Annotated in this window: 12 protein-coding genes; 7 read left to right on the forward strand and 5 right to left on the reverse strand. The window is 70.4% G+C overall.

Annotated elements, in window-relative coordinates:
• Positions 1-7: 7 nt before the first annotated feature.
• From G5B46_RS01395 to G5B46_RS01425, 7 genes are all read left to right on the forward strand, one after another.
• The gene (locus G5B46_RS01395) at positions 8-1,792 is read left to right on the forward strand and encodes an autotransporter assembly complex family protein (RefSeq protein WP_165255418.1); all 1,785 of its coding nucleotides are present in this window, start codon (positions 8-10) and stop codon (positions 1,790-1,792) included.
• A 35-nt stretch (positions 1,793-1,827) separates the two neighbouring features.
• Entirely contained in the window at positions 1,828-5,961 is a 4,134-nt protein-coding gene (locus G5B46_RS01400; protein ID WP_346764852.1) for a translocation/assembly module TamB domain-containing protein, read from the forward strand.
• Positions 5,962-6,072: 111 nt separating this feature from the next.
• Complete coding sequence (locus G5B46_RS01405; RefSeq protein ID WP_165255421.1) at positions 6,073-7,332, forward strand: hydrolase; 1,260 nt, start codon at positions 6,073-6,075, stop codon at positions 7,330-7,332.
• Positions 7,333-8,337: an arginine N-succinyltransferase gene (locus tag G5B46_RS01410; protein ID WP_165255422.1), complete on the forward strand. Its 1,005-nt coding sequence runs from the start codon at positions 7,333-7,335 to the stop codon at positions 8,335-8,337.
• Positions 8,334-9,782 (forward strand): succinylglutamate-semialdehyde dehydrogenase, encoded by a 1,449-nt coding sequence (gene astD / locus G5B46_RS01415; protein WP_165255424.1) that lies wholly within the window; start codon positions 8,334-8,336, stop codon positions 9,780-9,782. Before G5B46_RS01410 ends, astD begins: the two co-directional genes overlap by 4 nt.
• The gene (locus tag G5B46_RS01420; protein ID WP_165255425.1) at positions 9,779-11,119 is read left to right on the forward strand and encodes an N-succinylarginine dihydrolase; all 1,341 of its coding nucleotides are present in this window, start codon (positions 9,779-9,781) and stop codon (positions 11,117-11,119) included. The genes astD and G5B46_RS01420 overlap by 4 nt, the downstream gene beginning before the upstream one ends.
• Positions 11,116-11,625: a GNAT family N-acetyltransferase gene (locus tag G5B46_RS01425; RefSeq protein WP_165255427.1), complete on the forward strand. Its 510-nt coding sequence runs from the start codon at positions 11,116-11,118 to the stop codon at positions 11,623-11,625. The genes G5B46_RS01420 and G5B46_RS01425 overlap by 4 nt, the downstream gene beginning before the upstream one ends.
• A 107-nt stretch (positions 11,626-11,732) precedes the next feature.
• Here the strand turns inward: G5B46_RS01425 and G5B46_RS01430 are convergent, their stop codons facing one another.
• The 5 genes from G5B46_RS01430 to G5B46_RS01450 are packed head-to-tail and all read right to left on the reverse strand — an operon-like array spanning position 11,733 to position 16,218.
• Positions 11,733-12,632, reverse strand: coding sequence for a polysaccharide deacetylase family protein (locus G5B46_RS01430; RefSeq protein ID WP_165255429.1), 900 nt, complete (start codon positions 12,630-12,632; stop codon positions 11,733-11,735).
• Positions 12,619-13,563 (reverse strand): polysaccharide deacetylase family protein, encoded by a 945-nt coding sequence (locus G5B46_RS01435; RefSeq protein WP_165255430.1) that lies wholly within the window; start codon positions 13,561-13,563, stop codon positions 12,619-12,621. The genes G5B46_RS01430 and G5B46_RS01435 overlap by 14 nt, the downstream gene beginning before the upstream one ends.
• Before the next feature lie 17 nt (positions 13,564-13,580).
• Positions 13,581-14,441, reverse strand: a complete 861-nt coding sequence (locus G5B46_RS01440) for an isocitrate lyase/phosphoenolpyruvate mutase family protein (protein WP_165255432.1) — start codon at positions 14,439-14,441, stop codon at positions 13,581-13,583.
• Positions 14,438-14,926, reverse strand: a complete 489-nt coding sequence (locus tag G5B46_RS01445; RefSeq protein ID WP_165255433.1) for a 3-isopropylmalate dehydratase — start codon at positions 14,924-14,926, stop codon at positions 14,438-14,440. The genes G5B46_RS01440 and G5B46_RS01445 overlap by 4 nt, the downstream gene beginning before the upstream one ends.
• On the reverse strand, positions 14,926-16,218 hold the full coding sequence (locus tag G5B46_RS01450) for an aconitase/3-isopropylmalate dehydratase large subunit family protein (RefSeq protein ID WP_165255435.1): 1,293 nt from the start codon (positions 16,216-16,218) through the stop codon (positions 14,926-14,928). Before G5B46_RS01450 ends, G5B46_RS01445 begins: the two co-directional genes overlap by 1 nt.
• Positions 16,219-16,273 lie beyond the last annotated feature (55 nt).

Below are 16,273 nucleotides of genomic sequence, written 5' to 3' on the forward strand. Positions count from 1 at the left end.
ACTTGGCTTGGTGCGTAAGACGACAGTCCTGGGCTTGGCGGCCGCCATCGCGGCCGTGGCGGCTCAGGCTAATGCGGACGAACCATCGGCGACCATCACAGGCGTCGAGGATCGCGCCCTGCGCGAAGCCATTCAGCGCGCCCTGACCCAGTCCGACGGCCCGCCCGCCAGCCGTTCCGAAGCCCGCCGCCGCGCCCGTGACGCCGCCGATGACGCCGTCGCGGTGCTGCGCGCCGAGGGCTACTACGCCTATGTCGTCGATCCCGACGTCACCGAGACCGATCCGCCGCGCAGCACGGTGAAGGTCACGCCGGGCCAGCTGTTCGTCATCGCCGACCCGCGGATCGACTGGTCCGGCGCGCCGCCCGACGAGGGCGTCCGCGAGCGCGCATTCTCGGTGCTGGGCCTGACCGAAGGCTCCGCCGGCCGGGCCGCCGAGATTCTCGGCGCCGAAGGCCGGGCCGTCGCCCAGGTGCAGAAGCTGGGCTACGCCGACGCCATGGCCGACCCGCGCCAGGTGATCGTCGACCACGCCGATCACACCGTCCGCCCGACCTTCATCATCGCCGCCGGAGACCTGGTGAAGGTCGATGGGGTGGAGCTATCGACCAAGGGGCGCACGCGGATCGAGTGGCTGCAGCGCCTGGCCCCCTGGAAGGAAGGCGACGTCTACGATCCCGAAGACATCGCCGAGCTCGAGCGCCGTCTACGCGACACCGGCGTCTACGACACCGTGTCGGTGGCCCTGGCCCCCAAGGACAAGGCGTTGGCGAACGGGCTGCGTCCGATCCAGGTCACCCTGGCTGACCGCGCTTCTCGCACGCTCGAACTGGGCGCGGGCTATTCGACCAGCGAAGGCCCCGGCGTCGACGCCAAGTGGATCCGCTACAACCGTCTGCGCCGCGCCGACACCACGACGATCACCAGCCGCGTCGCCAAGCTGGAAAAGAGCCTGGAAGGCTCGGTGGCGCTGCCGCACTGGGGCCGTCCGCAGCAGACCCTGAAGCTGACCAGCCGGGTGTTCGCCGACACAACCGACGCCTATGACGAAACCGGCGCCACGCTCAGCGCCGACCTTACGCGCCGTCTGCAGACGACCAGGTATCGCACCTACGGCCTGTCCGTGGACCTGTCGCAGACCAAGGAGCTGACCACCGCCAACGGCCTGCCCGTGGGCCAGCGCCTGAACCTGGCCACCTTCACCGCGCTGGGCGCCTATGCCTGGGACTATTCGGACAACATCCTTGACCCCCGCCGCGGCTGGCGGGTCGAGGCGCGGGCCGAGCCGACCGCCATCACCGGCGAGACCAGCCTCGTCTACATCCGCACCCAGGCCCAGGGCTCGGCCTATATCCCCTTCGGCAAGGAGGCAGACACGGTGTTGGCCGGCCGCCTGAAGCTGGGCGCCATGCTGGGCGGCACCATGCCGGAAGTCCCGGCCTCGCGGCGCTTCTATTCCGGCGGCGGTGGTTCGGTGCGCGGTTACTCCTACCAGGCCATCGGCCCACGCCTGTCGGACAACACGCCGCAAGGCGGCCTGTCGCTGTTCGAGGGCTCGATCGAGCTGCGCCATCGGTTCACCCAGCAGTGGGGCGGGGTGGTGTTCATCGACGCCGGCGCCGTGGGAACCGAGCCGACCCCGAACACCCGCGACTTCAGCGTCGGCGCCGGCTTCGGCGTCCGCTACGACCTGGGCTTCGGGCCCATCCGCGCCGACATCGCTTTCCCGCTCGAGAAGCGCGAGGGCGATGCGGCATTCCAGATCTATCTCAGCATCGGGCAGAGCTTTTGACCGACGCCGCGCCACCGCCAGAACCCGTCGAGCAAGTGGCCGAAGCCGCGGCCAAGGTCGCGCGCCGCATCGGCGGCCCCGGCTGGCTGATCATCATCTCGGTGACGCTGGTGGCCATCGTCGCGCTGGTGCTGGGCGTCGTTCGCTACGGCGTGATCACCCCGCAGGGCCGGGCCTTCCTCGAAGCCCGCACCAGCGGCCTGAAGCTGGGCCGCATCGGCACGCTGAAGATCGAGGGCCTGTCTGGCGACATCTGGCGTGACTTCGGGGTTCGCCGGCTGACCATCTCCGACGAGAAGGGCGTCTGGCTGGAGGGCGCGGACCTGCGCGTGGTCTGGAAGCCGCGCGAGCTTTGGTGGCGGCGTTTCCACGCTGAAAGCATCGAGGCGCGGCAGGTGACCCTGGTGCGTCGTCCGACCCTTGGCCCCAAGGGCAAGTCGGGCGCCGCGCCGATCTCGGCCGATCTCGACGCCTTCAAGCTGCGGCTGGTGACCCGCCCGGCGTTCAGCAACGTCGCCGGCGATTTCGACCTGTCGGGCGCCTACGAGATGGCGCGCATGGGCGGCCAGGCCGGACGGCTGTCGGCCGCCAGCCGGCTGCACCCCGGTGATCACCTGGACCTCGTCTTCGACCTGGGCCGCGACAAGACCCTGCTGCTGACGGCCGTGGGCCGCGAGGCCAAGGGCGGCGCCCTGGCCGGAAGCCTCGGTCTTCCCGCCGATCGCCCCTTCATGCTCGACGCCAAGGCCAATGGCACGACCGAGGCCGGCGCCTTCACCGTCAAGGCCCAGAGCGGCCAGGACGTGCCCCTGCGCGCCGGCGGCGCCTGGAACGCCCAGGGCGGTTCGGCCAGCGGTCATGTCGATCTGGCCGCCTCCAGCCACACCGATCTCTACGAGCGTATGTTCGGGGCGGCGGTGGACGTCGACGTGGTCGGTCGCAAGGCCGGCGCGCTGACCGATCTGTCGCTGAAGCTGCGGGCGCCCAACCTGTCGCTGGACGCTCGCGGTCCGACCGATCTGACCAAGCGCCGCACGGCGCCGGAAGGCGTGACCTTCTCGGCGGCCGTGAAGGATCTCTCGAAGATCACGCCGATGCCGAAGATGGGCGCGGCCAGGGCGCAGGGCGTCTTCAAGCTGGGCGACGGCGGCTTCTCGGTCGAAGGGCCGGGCGACGTGTCCAATCTGGAACTGTTCGGCTATCGCCTGGCGCGGGCCAAAGGGCCGGTCTTCGTCGGCTGGAGCAAGGGCGAACTGACCATCCGCGCCTCGGCGAGCGGCGAAGGCGGGGCCGGCGAGGGGCTTCTGGCGCCGCTGGGCCGTGCGCCCAAGGCCGACTTTGAAGGCGCGCGCCTGAAGGACGGCCGCTTCCTGATCAAGCGGGCCAAGGTGATCGCGCCCAATGTCGTGGTCGAGGCCAAGGGCGAGCGCGGCCTGCTGGGCGGTCTTTCGTTCGACGGCACGGCCAAGGTCGCGTCGCTGGCGCCGATCCGGCAGGGCATGAAGGGCTCGGCCGCCATCAAGTGGTCGGCCAGCCAGGCCCGCAACAAGCCCTGGAACTTCGACGCCGAAGCGCGGGGCGCCGGCTTCGCCAGCGGCATGGCCGAACTGGACCGCCTGCTGGGCGCCGCGCCGCGGGTTTCGGCTCGCGCGGCCTGGGACAACGGCAAGTTGTCGGTGGCCGACGGCAAGCTGGACGGCGCGGCCGCGCGCGCCCGCACCTCGGGCGTGATGAACCCCGGCGGCAATCTCGCCTTCAAGCTCGACTGGTCGGCCGAGGGGCCGTTCGGCGCGGGCCCGGTGGAGGTCAGCGGCAAGGCTTCCGGCACGGGGGCGATCACCGGGACCCTGACCGCGCCGCGCGCCGACCTGCAGGCGGCGTTCGACAGTATCGACCTGCCGCGGCTGCCGCTGAAGGACGCCAAGCTGTCGGTGACCTTCGCCAAGCGCGCCGACGGCGGCGACGGCATGGCCGCGCTGCAGGCGACCAGCCAGTACGGGCCCGCGCGCGCCAGCACCGCCTTCGGCTTCGCCCCCGGCGGCCTGGAGCTTTCAGACCTGGACGTGGACGCCGGCGGGCTGAAGGCCGGCGGCGCGGCCTCGCTGCGCAACGGCCGTCCCGCGACCGCCGACCTGACCGTCGCCGTCGGGCCGGGCGCCTTCCTGGCCCAGGGCTCGGTGACCGGTTCGGTGAAGATTGTCGACGCGGCCGGCGGCCCGACCGCGACGCTCGACCTGGCGGCCCAGGACGTCACCGGCGGAGCGTGGAAGGTGCGCAACGCCTCGATTAAGGCCTCCGGCCCGATGGACCGCCTGCCGCTGAACCTCGACGCGCGCGGCGAAGGTCCGTCCGGACGATGGCGGCTGGCGGGTTCGGGCCTGCTGGCCCAGCAGCCCGACGACTACCTGCTGACCCTCGACGCCAAGGGGCGGATGGCGCGCACCGAGGTCTCCACCCGAGAAGCCGCGCAGATCCGCTTCGGCGGTGCACGCACCTCGGGCCGCGTGCGGCTCAATGTCGGCGACGGACGCGCCGACCTCGACCTCGACGTCGGCGGAGAGCTGGCTAATCTGCGCGCCGATCTGGTCGGCGTCAGCCTGACCGCGCTCAATCCCGACCTGACGGGCCGTATCGACGCCCGGGTCTCGATGCGTGGCCAGGGCGAGGCGCTGGACGGCGAGCTCGACGCCAACCTGTCGGGCGCCCGTGAACGCGGCGCCAAGGCCGAGCAGTCGCTGGACGCCACCATCCACGGCGACCTGCGCGACAAGGTCATGACCATCCGCGCCAGCGGCAGCAACCCGCAGGGCCTGAAGGCTGAAGCCGACCTGACCCTGCCGACCGAAGCCTCGGCCAAGCCCTTCCGACTGGCGATCGATCGCCGTCGGGCGGTGCAAGGGCGCTTCCTGGCTCAGGGCGAGATCAAGCCGTTGTGGGACCTGCTGATCGGTCCCGAACGCGGGCTGTCGGGCAAGATCGACGCCGAGGGTTCGTTGGCCGGCACGCTGGCCGATCCGCGCCTGATCGGCCGCGCCTCTCTGTCGGGCGGCCGGTTCGAGGATGGTCAGACCGGCCTGCGCCTGCAGGACGTGGCGATCACCGCCAATCTCGCCGACAACGCCATCGACGTCAGCCAGGCCCAGGCCGGCGACGGCCGGGGCGGGACGGCTTCGGGCGCAGGGCGGATCAGCCTGGCGCGCGACGGCGTCGGAAGCTTCCGCCTGGATATGAAGAACTTCCAGGTGATCGACAACGAACTGGCAAAGGCCCAGGCCACCGGCCAGACGACGATCAACCGCGCCGCCGACGGCAAGGTGAAGCTGTCCGGGGCCCTGACCATCGATCGCGCCGATGTCTCGGCCCAGTCCAAGACCCCGGCCGGCGTCGTCTCCATGGACGTCATCGAGCGCAACCGGCCGCAGGACCTGGTTCAGGGCGTCGAGATCCAGGCGCGCAAGCCCAACTCGGGCATGGCGCTGGACGTCACCCTCAAGGCTCCGCGCCGGATCTTCGTGAAGGGCAGGGGCCTGGACGTCGAGCTGTCGCTGGACGCTCATGTGGGCGGCACCACCGCCAGCCCGGTGCTGGACGGCGTGGCTCGCGTCGTGCGCGGCGAGTACGACTTCGCTGGCAAGCGCTTCGAGTTCGACGACGATGGCGTCGTGCGCCTGGCCACCCAGCTGGAACGCATCCGCCTGGACCTGACCGCCACCCGCGAGGACGACGCCCTGACGGCGATCATCCAGGTCAGGGGCACCGCAGCCAAGCCCGAGATCACCCTGACCTCCAAGCCCGAACTTCCGCAGGACGAGGTGCTGTCGCAGGTGCTGTTCGGCTCGTCGGCCGCCCAGCTGTCACCGATCGAGGCCGCGCAGTTGGCTTCGGCCCTGGCGTCGCTGGCCGGCGGCGGCGGTTTCGACGTGATCGGCAACCTGCGCAGCTTCGCGCGGCTCGACCGCCTGGCCTTCGCCGAGAGCAGCACCGGCATGACCGTGGCCGGCGGCAAGTACGTCACCGACGACGTCTATGTGGAGATCATCGGCGGCGGCCGCGAAGGCCCGGCCGCTCAGGTCGAATGGCGCATCCGGCGGGCGCTGTCGCTGGTCTCGCGCCTGGGCGGCGACGGCGACGCCAAGCTTTCGGTGAAGTGGCGAAAGGACTACAGGTAGAGCCGCGCACGGCAAGGCTGTTGCGCGGCCGCCCGGTTTCCTCGCCAAAGGAAACAACGTTTTGCCCGCGTTCCCTGGACTAGGCTTTCGCCCAAGGGAGACAGCGAATCCATGCGGATCGACGACGAAGATCGGGCTGTCCTGGGGAGTTTGGCCGCCGATGGGCCCCGGATGATCGACCGGGCCGTCGCTTGGTGCGCCATCAACTCGGGAAGCCGCCACATCGCGGGCCTGGAACGGCAGAGACGGGCCTTGGTCGAGGCCTTTTCCGCGCTGCCCGCGGCGCCGGCCGAGGTGCCACTGACCGCCTCGCCCGAGATCGCCAGCGATGGTCGCCAGGTCGAACAGACCCATCCGCCGGCCATCGCCGTCGTGGTGCGCCCCGAAGCAGCTGTTCAGGTCGTGCTGACCGGCCACTACGACACGGTCTATCCCGAACCCTCCGGCTTCCAGACCGTCAGCACCCGCCCCGACGGCGCCCTGCATGGTCCCGGCATCGCCGACATGAAGGGCGGCCTTTCGGTGATGCTGGGTGCGCTTGAGGCGTTCGAGCGTCATCCCAAGGCCTCCAACCTCGGCTACCGCGTGCTGATCTCGCCCGACGAGGAGATTGGCTCGATCGCCTCGGGGCCCGTCCTGTCCGACTTCGCGCGCCTGGGCCACGTGGGCCTGACCTACGAGCCGGCCCTGGCGGACGGAGCGCTTGCCAGCGTGCGCAAGGGCTCGGGCAATTTCCATATCGTGGTCCACGGCCGCGCCGCCCATGCCGGCCGCGACTTCGCCTCGGGCCGAAACGCGGTGATGGAGGCCGCACGGCTGGCCCAGGCGCTGCATGCGCTGAACGGCCAGCGCGAGGGCGTGACGCTGAACATCGCCAAGATCGACGGCGGCGCGCCGCTGAACATGGTGCCCGACATCGCGGTGCTGCGCTTCAACGTCCGCTTTCCCTCGGCCGCGGACGCCGCCTGGCTGGAGAGCGAGATCGCCGCCGTCGTGGCCTCCACCACATCGGATGGCCTGCACGCCCACCTGCACGGCCGCATCACGCGCGGCGCCAAGCCGTTCAACGCCGCCCAGCAACGACTGTTCGGCGCGGTGAAGGAGGTCGGCGCGCTGCTGGGCCAGGACATCGCCTGGAAGCCCTCCGGCGGCGTCTGCGAAGGCAACAACCTGTTCGCCTCGGGCCTGCCCAACATCGACAGCCTGGGCGTGCGCGGCGGCGACATCCACAGCGAGGCCGAACACGCCTGGCCGGCCAGCTTCGTCGAGCGCGCCCAGCTGTCGGCCCTGACCCTGATGAAACTGGCGAGCGGCGACATTGACGCCCACGCGATCCGCGCGGCCATGGCCGCCATGCCGGAGACCCTCTGAATGCTCGTCGTGCGTCCCGCCGGATCGGCGGATTTCGACTCCCTGATGGAACTGGCGCAGCTGTCGGGGCGGGGCTTCACCAGCCTGCCCGAGGACGAGCCCACCCTGCGTGAGCGCCTGGCTCTGTCGGAAGCCAGCTTCCAGGCCGGCGTTGCGCCGCTGGAGGCTTGGTACACCCTGATGCTGGAAGACCTGGAGACCGGGGTCATCGACGGCGTGGCCGGGGTCAAGGCCGCCGTCGGCGTCAAGCGGCCGTTCTTCTCGTTCCGCGTCGTGACCCTGGCCCAGTCGTCGCCCGTGCTGGAGATGCGCTTCGACCACAAGGCCCTGGTGCTGGTGAACGAATGCGCGGGCTGGTCGGAGGTCGGCTCACTGTTCCTGAGGCCGGAAAAGCGCAAGGGCGGGGCGGGGCGGCTGCTGGCCCAGTCGCGCTACATGCTGATCGGTATCGAGCCGCAGCGGTTTTCCGAGATGGTGCTGGCCGAGCTGCGCGGCTGGTTCGACGAGGACGGCAGCTGTCCGTTCTGGGAGCACCTGGCCAGCAAGTTCTTCCGGCTGGAATTCGACCAGGCCGACTTGATGAGCGCCTCGACCAACGGCCAGTTCATCCTCGATCTGGCGCCCCGTCACCCGATCTATACCGAACTCCTGGCGCCGGCCGCGCGCGACGTGATCGGCAAGGTGCACCGCGACGGCGAGGCCGCCCGGGCCATGCTGGAGCGCGAAGGCTTCCGCTACCAGGGCCTCGTCGACCTGTTCGACGCCGGCCCCACCGTCGCCGCGCCGCGCGACGACATCCGCACCGTCCGTGACGCCAAGCGCCTGCGGGTGAAGCTGGGCGAAGACGCGTTCGGCGAAGAGGCCCTGATCTCGAGCACCGACGTAGCCCGCTTCCGGGCGGTGCGGGCGGCGGTGCTGATCGATGGCGAGGCGGCGATTCTGGATCGCGCGACGGCCGATGCGCTCGGCGTGGGCGAAGGCGATCATGTGCGGGTGAAGGCATGAGCGGCGTGTACATCGACGGCGTCTGGAAGAGCGGGCAGGGGGCTGAAGCCGTCTCCACCGATCCGGCGACCGGCGAGGTGGTCTGGCGCGAGGCGACGGCCTCGTCGGCCGATGTCGAGGCGGCGGTGGCCGCTGCCCGCAAAGCCTTCCACCCCTGGGCCGACCTGCCGCGGGAGGCGCGCATCGCCATCCTGCGCCGCTACAAGGAGGTGCTGGTCGAGCGTACGGCGGCTTACGCCGAGGCCCTGAGCCGCGAGACCGGCAAGGCGCTGTGGGAGACCAAGGCCGAGATCGGCTCGATGGCCGGCAAGGTCGACGCCTCGATCAAGGCCTATGACGAGCGCACGGGCGTGGCCGAGAACGCCATGCCCTTCGGCCGCGCGGTGCTGCGTCACCGGCCGCATGGCGTGATGGCCGTGCTGGGGCCGTTCAACTTCCCCGGCCATCTGCCCAATGGCCATATCGTGCCGGCCCTGCTGGCGGGCGACACCGTGGTCTTCAAGCCCTCGGAAGAGACGCCCCTGGCCGGCCAATTGCTGGTCGAGGCGCTGGAGGCCGCCGGCGTGCCGGCCGGCGTCGTCAACCTGGTGCAGGGCGGGCGGGAGGTCGGCCAGGCGCTGATCGATCAGGAGATCGACGGCCTGCTGTTCACCGGCTCGGCCCAGGCCGGAACCTTCTTCCGTCGCCATTTCGCCGACCGGCCCGACGTCATCCTGGCCCTGGAACTGGGCGGCAACAATCCGCTGGTGGCCTGGCAGGCCGGCGATCCGGCCGCCGTCGCGGCCCTGGTGGCGCAGTCGGCCTTCATCACCACCGGTCAGCGCTGCTCCTGCGCCCGCCGGCTGATCGTGCCCGACGGACCCGAGGGGCAAGCGATCATCGACGCCGTGCTGGCGCTGGTTCCGCGCCTGTCGATCGGGCCGTGGAACGGCGCCGAGCCGTTCATGGGCCCGCTGATCTCCGAGCGCGCCGCCGGCCACGCCCTGGCCGCCGCCGGTCGCATTGAAGGCCGGCGACTGCTGGAGCCTGGCCGCATCGAGGGGCTGTCGAGCGCCTTCGTCTCGCCGGGCCTGATCGACGTCACTGGCGTCGACGTGCCGGACGAAGAGATCTTCGCGCCGGTCCTGCAGGTGCGCCGCGTTGGCTCGTTCGACGAGGCGTTGGCCGCCGCCAACGCCACCCGCTACGGCCTGTCGGCCGGCCTGGTGACCGAGAACCCGGCCCTGTGGGACCGGTTCCTGGCCCGTATCCGGGCCGGCGTCGTCAACCTCAACCGTCCGACCACCGGCGCGGCCGGAACCATGCCTTTCGGCGGTCTGGGAGCCTCGGGCAACCACCGACCCAGCGCCTATTACGCCGCCGACTACTGCGCCTATCCAGTCGCCAGCTTCGAGGCCGGGGCCGTGCTCGACACCACCGGCGACATCAAGGGCCTGCGCCCGTGAGTTTCGCGCTGGAGGCCAATTGCGACGGCCTGGTCGGCCCGACCCACTCCTATGTCGGCCTGTCGCCGGGCAACATCGCCAGTCAGGTCAACGCCGGCCAGATTTCCGACCCGCGCGCGGCGGTGCTGGAGGGGCTGTCGAAGATGCGGCGTCTGGCCGGCTGGGGCGTGCCCCAGTTCGTGCTGCCGCCGCACGAGCGGCCGGCCGTGGCGTTCCTGAAGTCGATCGGGTTTTCCGGCTCCGACGCCGAGGTCATCGAGATCGCCTGGAAGACCGCCCCGGCCCTCGCCGCCGCCGCCTGCTCGGCCTCGCCGATGTGGGCCGCCAACGCCGCCACCGTCACGCCCAGCGCCGATACGGCGGACGGCCGCGTGCACTTCACGCCCGCCAACCTGCTGACCAACCTGCACCGCAGCCTGGAAGGCCAGCAGACGGCCCGCGCCCTGCGCCGCCTGTTCCCGGACGAGACCCGTTTCGCCGTCCACGACCCGCTGCCTGGTCAGCCCCACTTCGCCGACGAGGGCGCGGCCAACCACGTGCGGCTTTGCGCCGATCACGGCGCGAGCGGGGTAAACCTCTTCGTCTGGGGCCGCGAGGCCTGGGAGCACTGGAGCGGCGCCTATCCGGCCCGCCAGACCCGTGAGGCCTTTGAGGCGATCCAGCGCCGCCACGCCACCGCTCGCGCCGTCTTTCCCCGCCAGGGCCGCCGCGCCATCGCCGGCGGGGCCTTCCACAACGACGTGGTGTGCGTCGGCACGCGCGAGACCCTGTTCTTCCACGAAGCCGCCTTCGAGGACCGAGCCGGCATGGAAGCCGATGTTCGCCGCGCCGCGCAGGGCCTGTTCGAGCCGGTGTTCGTCGAGGTCTCCGAGGCCGACCTGCCGATCGAGGACCTGGTCAAGAGCTACCTCTTCAACTCCCAGCTTCTCGTCCTGCCCGGAGAGGATCGCCTGGTTCTGCTGGCCCCCGGCGAGACTCGCGACAATCCCCGCGCCCGCGCGGTCGCCGAGGGCCTGGTCGCGTCCAATGGTCCGATCGGCCGAGTGGAGTACGCCGACGTCCGCCAGAGCATGCGCAACGGCGGCGGTCCGGCCTGCCTGAGGCTGCGGGTGGTGCTGACCGACGAAGAACTGGCCGCCGCCAATCCGGCCCAGCGCTTCGACGCAACCCTGCACGAGCGGCTCGCCGACTGGGGAACGCGCCGCTATCGCGACCGCCTGGCGCCGGCCGATCTCGCCGATCCGGCCCTGCTGGTCGAAAGCCGCGAGGCGCTGGACGAACTGACCGCCATCCTCGACCTCGGCGGCGGCTTCTATCCATTCCAGAGGGACGGATGATCTTCTCGATCCGCCCGACGACGACGGATGACGTGGCGGCCGTGGTCGCGGTGCATCGCGCGACCGCAACTATCCCAGGCGGCATCGCCCGGCGGCCAGAAGAGATCACCGACGCCTATGTCGCCCGCATCCTCGGTGAAGCCTTGGCCGACGGCGTGGGCTTGGTGGCGGTCGACCAAGGCGGTGTCGTCATCGGCGAGATCCACGCCGTGCGCATTCCGGTGAAGCTGTTTTCCCACGTGCTGTCCGACCTGACGGTGGCCGTGCATCCCGACTGGCGGGGCAGGGGCGTCGGCTCGGCCCTGTTCCAAGCGCTGTTCGCCGCCGCACGGGCGATGGACCCGCCGATCGTGCGGGTGGAGTTGAACGCCGGCGCAGGCAACGCCGGGGCGATACAGCTCTACGAGCGATTGGGGTTTCGTGTGGAAGGTCGGCTGGAGAAGCGCGGGCGGTTCCCGGACGGGTCGTTCGAGGACGACATCGCGATGGGGCTGATCCTGCGCTGATCCCCTCCGGCCCTCCGGGCCACCTCCCCCAGCGGGGGAGGATCTACGCCGCAGATGCTCCCCCTATGGGGGAGCTGTCGCGGAGCGACTGAGGGGGCCGCCGCAGGCTAGCGCGCGATCCCGCTCGCCGTCATCGCCGTCACGCCGATCTCGCCCAGCCCCGACAGCAACCGCCGCAGGGCCGAGATCCGGAACGGTTGCCCCGTCACATACGGCGTCAGCGTGAAGCCCAGCACCCGCCCGCCGAACCGATCGGCGTCCTGAGCCAGATAGTCGGCCGCTTCCAGGACCTGGATCGCCCACTCGTCTTCGCTCTGGCGGCGGTCGATCATCAGGGCGCGGTCGTCGAGTTCGTTGGACAGCGGCAGGCCGATCACTTCGCCAGCGTCGGTCTTCATCGCCACCGGAACCTCGTCCTGCTCCCAGTCGAGGCAGATGTCGAAGCCGGCGGCGCGGATCAGGTCCAGCGTCGCGAACGACTGCTGGCGGGCGGGGCTGAGCCAAGCGCGGGGCGCAAGGCCCGCCGCGTCGAACCGCGCGCGCACCTCGGCCACCCAGGCGGCTTCCGTCTCACGATCCAGCCCGCCCCAATGGATGTGGGTGGTCGACAGGCCGTAGGCGGCGATCTCGTGGCCTTCGGCGAGGATCGCCTCGACCAGCGGCTTCAGCCGTTCCAGCTGGTCGGCGTTGATCGGGAAGGTCGCCTTCACCCCCTCCGCCTTCAATGCGTCCAGGATGCGGTAGACGCCCACCCGGTTGCCGTAGTCGCGCGTCGTGTAGTGGCGCAGGTCCGGATAGGGGGTGACCATGGCACCGGGATGCTTGAACGGCTTGCCCGGCGGATTGAGCGGATGGTGCTCGATCGGCACGACGATCATCGCCGTAACGGCCGCGCCGCCGGGAAGGGCGATCGGTGCGCGCTGCGTGACCGGCCGCCATGCGTAGCGGTCCTGGTCCATGCCGTAGGAGCGGTGCGGATAGATCAGGTGTTCGTCAGGCAGCGGCATGGTCGAACCCCGTTCCGGGCGTGGCGAGGCCGCGGGCGGCGATGTCAGCCACGGTCTGGTCGAAGTAGTGGTCGCGATAGTGCTGCGCGATCTCGCGGGCCGTGGTGATCCACACCTCGTCGTGGCCGGCGATGTGGCGCAGGGCGTCCTCGAAGGGGCGGATGCGGTGCGGCTGGCTGACCAGATAGGCGTGCAGCGGGATGCACATCACCGTGCCCGACTTCTCGCCTTCCTCCAGCAGTTGGTCGAAGTGGCGCTTGAGGACGTCGGCATAGCGCCAGGGACTCATCGACAGCGCGCCGTAGGTGATGACGTCGTTGACCTCCAGCGAATAGGGCATCGAGATCAGCTTGCCGGTCCTGGTCTTCACCGGCTGGGGCTGGTCGTCCTGGAAGAGGTCGCAGGTGTACCAGAAGTCGTTTTCGGCCAAGAGGTCGAAGGTCTTCTCGGTGTGGGTCAGGGCCGGGGCCAGATAGCCGCGGATGCGCTGGCCGGTGGCGGCCTCGACCGAGCGGATCGAGTCCTCGATCACGGCCCGCTCCTGGGCCTCGTCCATGCCGTAGGAATAGCGTGTGTTGTAGATCCCGTGGCTGAAGAACTCCCAGTTCCGCGCCACGCAGGCCTCGATGATCTCTGGATGGTGGTCCAGCAGGCCCACAGACAGCGAGATCGAGCCGCGCATGCCGTACTTGTCGAGCAGCTCCATCAGCCGCCAGTGGCCGACCCGGTTGCCCCAGTCGCGCTGGGAGTAGCCGACGACGTCCGGCGAGGGCTTGGGCCAGCCGGGGCGCTGCGGGTTCTTCGGCGGATCGAACTCGTAATATTCGATGTTCGGCGCGATCCAGAAGGCCAGCTTCTTGTCCCCGGGCCAGACGATCTTGGGCCGGTCGCGATAGGGCCAGTGGTCGTAGAGGTTGGGATCGGCCTGCATCGATAACGCCTCCAGACTCACCCGGCGGCGTAGGCCGCGCCGGTGGCGGCCATATCAGCAAGGCCGATGCGGTCGTTCACGCCGCCCATGTCGATCATCCGCTCTGCGAACGGACGGGTCGCGCCATTGGCCTTCAGGCTGGCGAGGAACGCTTCGGCCGTCGGCACCAGGGCGCGCACCAGGGCGCCGGGCGAGATCACCAGCTTGAAGCCGATGCGGCCCAGCTCGTTCACATCCAGCAGCGGGGTCTTGCCGCCCTCGACCATGTTGGCCAGCAGCGGAACCCTTCCGGCGAAGGCATGGGCGATGGCGCTCATCTCGCCGATCGTGCGCGGGGCCTCGACGAACAGCACGTCGGCGCCGGCCTCGACATAGGCGTGGGCGCGGTCGAGCGCGGCCTCGAAGCCTTCCACCCCGATCGCATCCGTGCGGGCGATGATCAGGGTCTGATCGCTGGCCCGGGCGTCTAGCGCCGCGCGGATCTTGCCGGCCATCTCGGCGGTCGGAACCAGGCTCTTGTCGGCCAGGTGACCGCACTTCTTGGGAAAGGTCTGGTCTTCCAGCTGGATGGCCGAGGCGCCCATGCGCTCGAAGATCCTCACAGTGCGCTGCACGTTGACGGCGTTGCCGAACCCCGTGTCGCCGTCGACGATCAGCGGCAGCTTCACACGCTCGGCCACGCGGCCCACCACGTCGGCGACATGATCGAACGACACAAGGCCGATATCGGGCCGACCCAGCTGGGTGTAGGCGATCGAGGCGCCGGAGAGATAGATCGCCTCGAAGCCGGCCTGCTCGATCAGCAGGGCCGAGAGGGCGTCATAGGCGCCGGGGGCCAGCAGCGGCGTGTCTTGGGCGAGGCGGTCGCGCAGGCTCATGCGGCGGCTCCCTTCAGGCGGCGTTTCAGGTGCGGGATCAGGCCGCCGTCCTCGATCATCGCCATCAGGTGCGGCGGGATCGGCGTCAGGGCGTAGACCTTGCCCGTGGTGATGTTCTCGAGACGTCCGGCGACCGGATCCAGCTGGATCCGGTCGCCGTCGCTCACCTCGCCGACCTGGGGAAACACGAAGGCCGGCAAGCCGAGGTTGATGGCGTTGCGGTAGAAGATGCGGGCGAACGAGGTCGCCAGCACCGCAGAGACGCCAAGAAGTCGAAGGGAGACGGCCGCCTGCTCGCGCGACGAGCCGAGGCCGAAATTGGCGCCGGCGAACACCACGTCGCCGGGCTGGACGGTTGCGGCGAAGTCCGGCGCGATGGCCCGCAGGCAGTGCTGGGCCAACTGCGCCGGCGGCAGCTTCATCAGGTTGCCGGGGGCCAGGAGATCGGTGTCGACAGCGTCGCCGAAGACGAAGGCGCGGGACATCAGGCGGCTCCCGTCAGGAAAGGGCGGGGATCGACGATGCGGCCGGCCGCCGCCGCGGCGGCCACGGCGTAGGGCGAGCCGAGATAGACCTTGGCCCCCGCATGGCCCATGCGGCCCTGGAAGTTGCGATTGGTCGAGGAGATGCAGGTTTCGCCCTCGGCCAGGATCCCCGCACCCATACCGGCGCAAGCGCCGCAGCCCGACGGCATCAGCACCGCACCCGCCGCGAGCAGAGTCTCCATCACGCCCTCGCGGGCGGCCAGTTCCGCCGTGCGGGCCGAACCCGGGGCCACCAGCAGGCGCACGCCCGGGGCCACGCGCCGCCCTTTCAGCACGTCGGCGGCCATCCGCAGATCCTCGATCTTGGCTCCCACGCAGGCGCCGATATAGGCCTGATCGATGCGGACCTCGGAGAACTCGGTCGCGTCGCGGGTGTTGGCCGGCGAGTGCGGGGCGGCGATCTGCGGAACCAGATCGGCGGCGTCGAAGCGGTGCACGGCGGCGTAGGTCGCGTCGGCGTCCGAGTGCAGGGCCAGGGCTGAGGTCTGGTCGACGACCGGCGCGCCGCGCTCGGCCAGATAGGCGAAGGTGACGGCGTCAGGCGGGACGACGCCGGTCTCGGCGCCCAGCTCGGCGGCCATGTTGGCCAGCACCATGCGCTCGGCCATCGGCATGGCCTCGACGAGGGGGCCGGCGAATTCCACCGCCTTGAAGGCGTTGTCCATGCCCAGTTCCCGGCACAGGAACAGCATGACGTCCTTGGCGGTGACGCCGGGTGCGAAGCTTCCGCTCCACTCGACGCGGATCGTTTCGGGCACGGCCAGCCAGGTCTCGCCGGTCGCGGCGATGGCGGCCATGTCGGTGGCGCCGTATCCGGCCGCATAGGCCCCGAAAGCCCCGGCCGTGGGCGTGTGGCTGTCGCCGCCGGCGATGAAGGCGCCCGGACGGATCAGGCCGTGTTCGGGCAGGACAAGGTGGCAGATGCCGACCATGTCGAAGAAGTTGGCGACGCCATAGTCGCGGGCGAAGTCGCGCGTGGTCTTCAGGATCGCCGCCGATTCCGCGTCGACGGCCGGCACGTAGTGGTCCGAGACGATCGCCACCTTGGACGGGTCCCAAAGGCCCACGCCCAGCTCCTCAAGCAGCGGACGCCAGCGGCGCGGGCCGCTGCTGTCGTGCGCGAAGGCCAGATCGACCTTGGCCGTCACGAGGTCGCCGGCGCGCACGTCCGGCAGGCCCGCGGCCTTGGCGATCACCTTCTCGACGAGCGTTCTTCCGCCCACTTGGCCCATCAACCTAATCGCCTCCCGGTCAAATCCAGCGGCGACCGGGGTAGGCGCGAGGCCC

Source organism: Caulobacter sp. 602-2 (assembly GCF_011043625.1).
Classification (GTDB): domain Bacteria; phylum Pseudomonadota; class Alphaproteobacteria; order Caulobacterales; family Caulobacteraceae; genus Caulobacter.

Bases quoted from the DNA above. Each gene is read 5' to 3' on its own strand.
- G5B46_RS01405 (WP_165255421.1), top strand. From the start codon at position 6,073: ATGCGGATCGACGACGAAGATCGGGCTGTCCTGGGGAGTTTGGCCGCC.
- G5B46_RS01410 (WP_165255422.1), top strand. From the start codon at position 7,333: ATGCTCGTCGTGCGTCCCGCCGGATCGGCGGATTTCGACTCCCTGATG.
- astD (WP_165255424.1), top strand. From the start codon at position 8,334: ATGAGCGGCGTGTACATCGACGGCGTCTGGAAGAGCGGGCAGGGGGCT.
- G5B46_RS01425 (WP_165255427.1), top strand. From the start codon at position 11,116: ATGATCTTCTCGATCCGCCCGACGACGACGGATGACGTGGCGGCCGTG.
- G5B46_RS01430 (WP_165255429.1), bottom strand. From the start codon at position 12,632: ATGCCGCTGCCTGACGAACACCTGATCTATCCGCACCGCTCCTACGGC.
- G5B46_RS01435 (WP_165255430.1), bottom strand. From the start codon at position 13,563: ATGCAGGCCGATCCCAACCTCTACGACCACTGGCCCTATCGCGACCGG.
- G5B46_RS01440 (WP_165255432.1), bottom strand. From the start codon at position 14,441: ATGAGCCTGCGCGACCGCCTCGCCCAAGACACGCCGCTGCTGGCCCCC.
- G5B46_RS01445 (WP_165255433.1), bottom strand. From the start codon at position 14,926: ATGTCCCGCGCCTTCGTCTTCGGCGACGCTGTCGACACCGATCTCCTG.
- G5B46_RS01450 (WP_165255435.1), bottom strand. From the start codon at position 16,218: ATGGGCCAAGTGGGCGGAAGAACGCTCGTCGAGAAGGTGATCGCCAAG.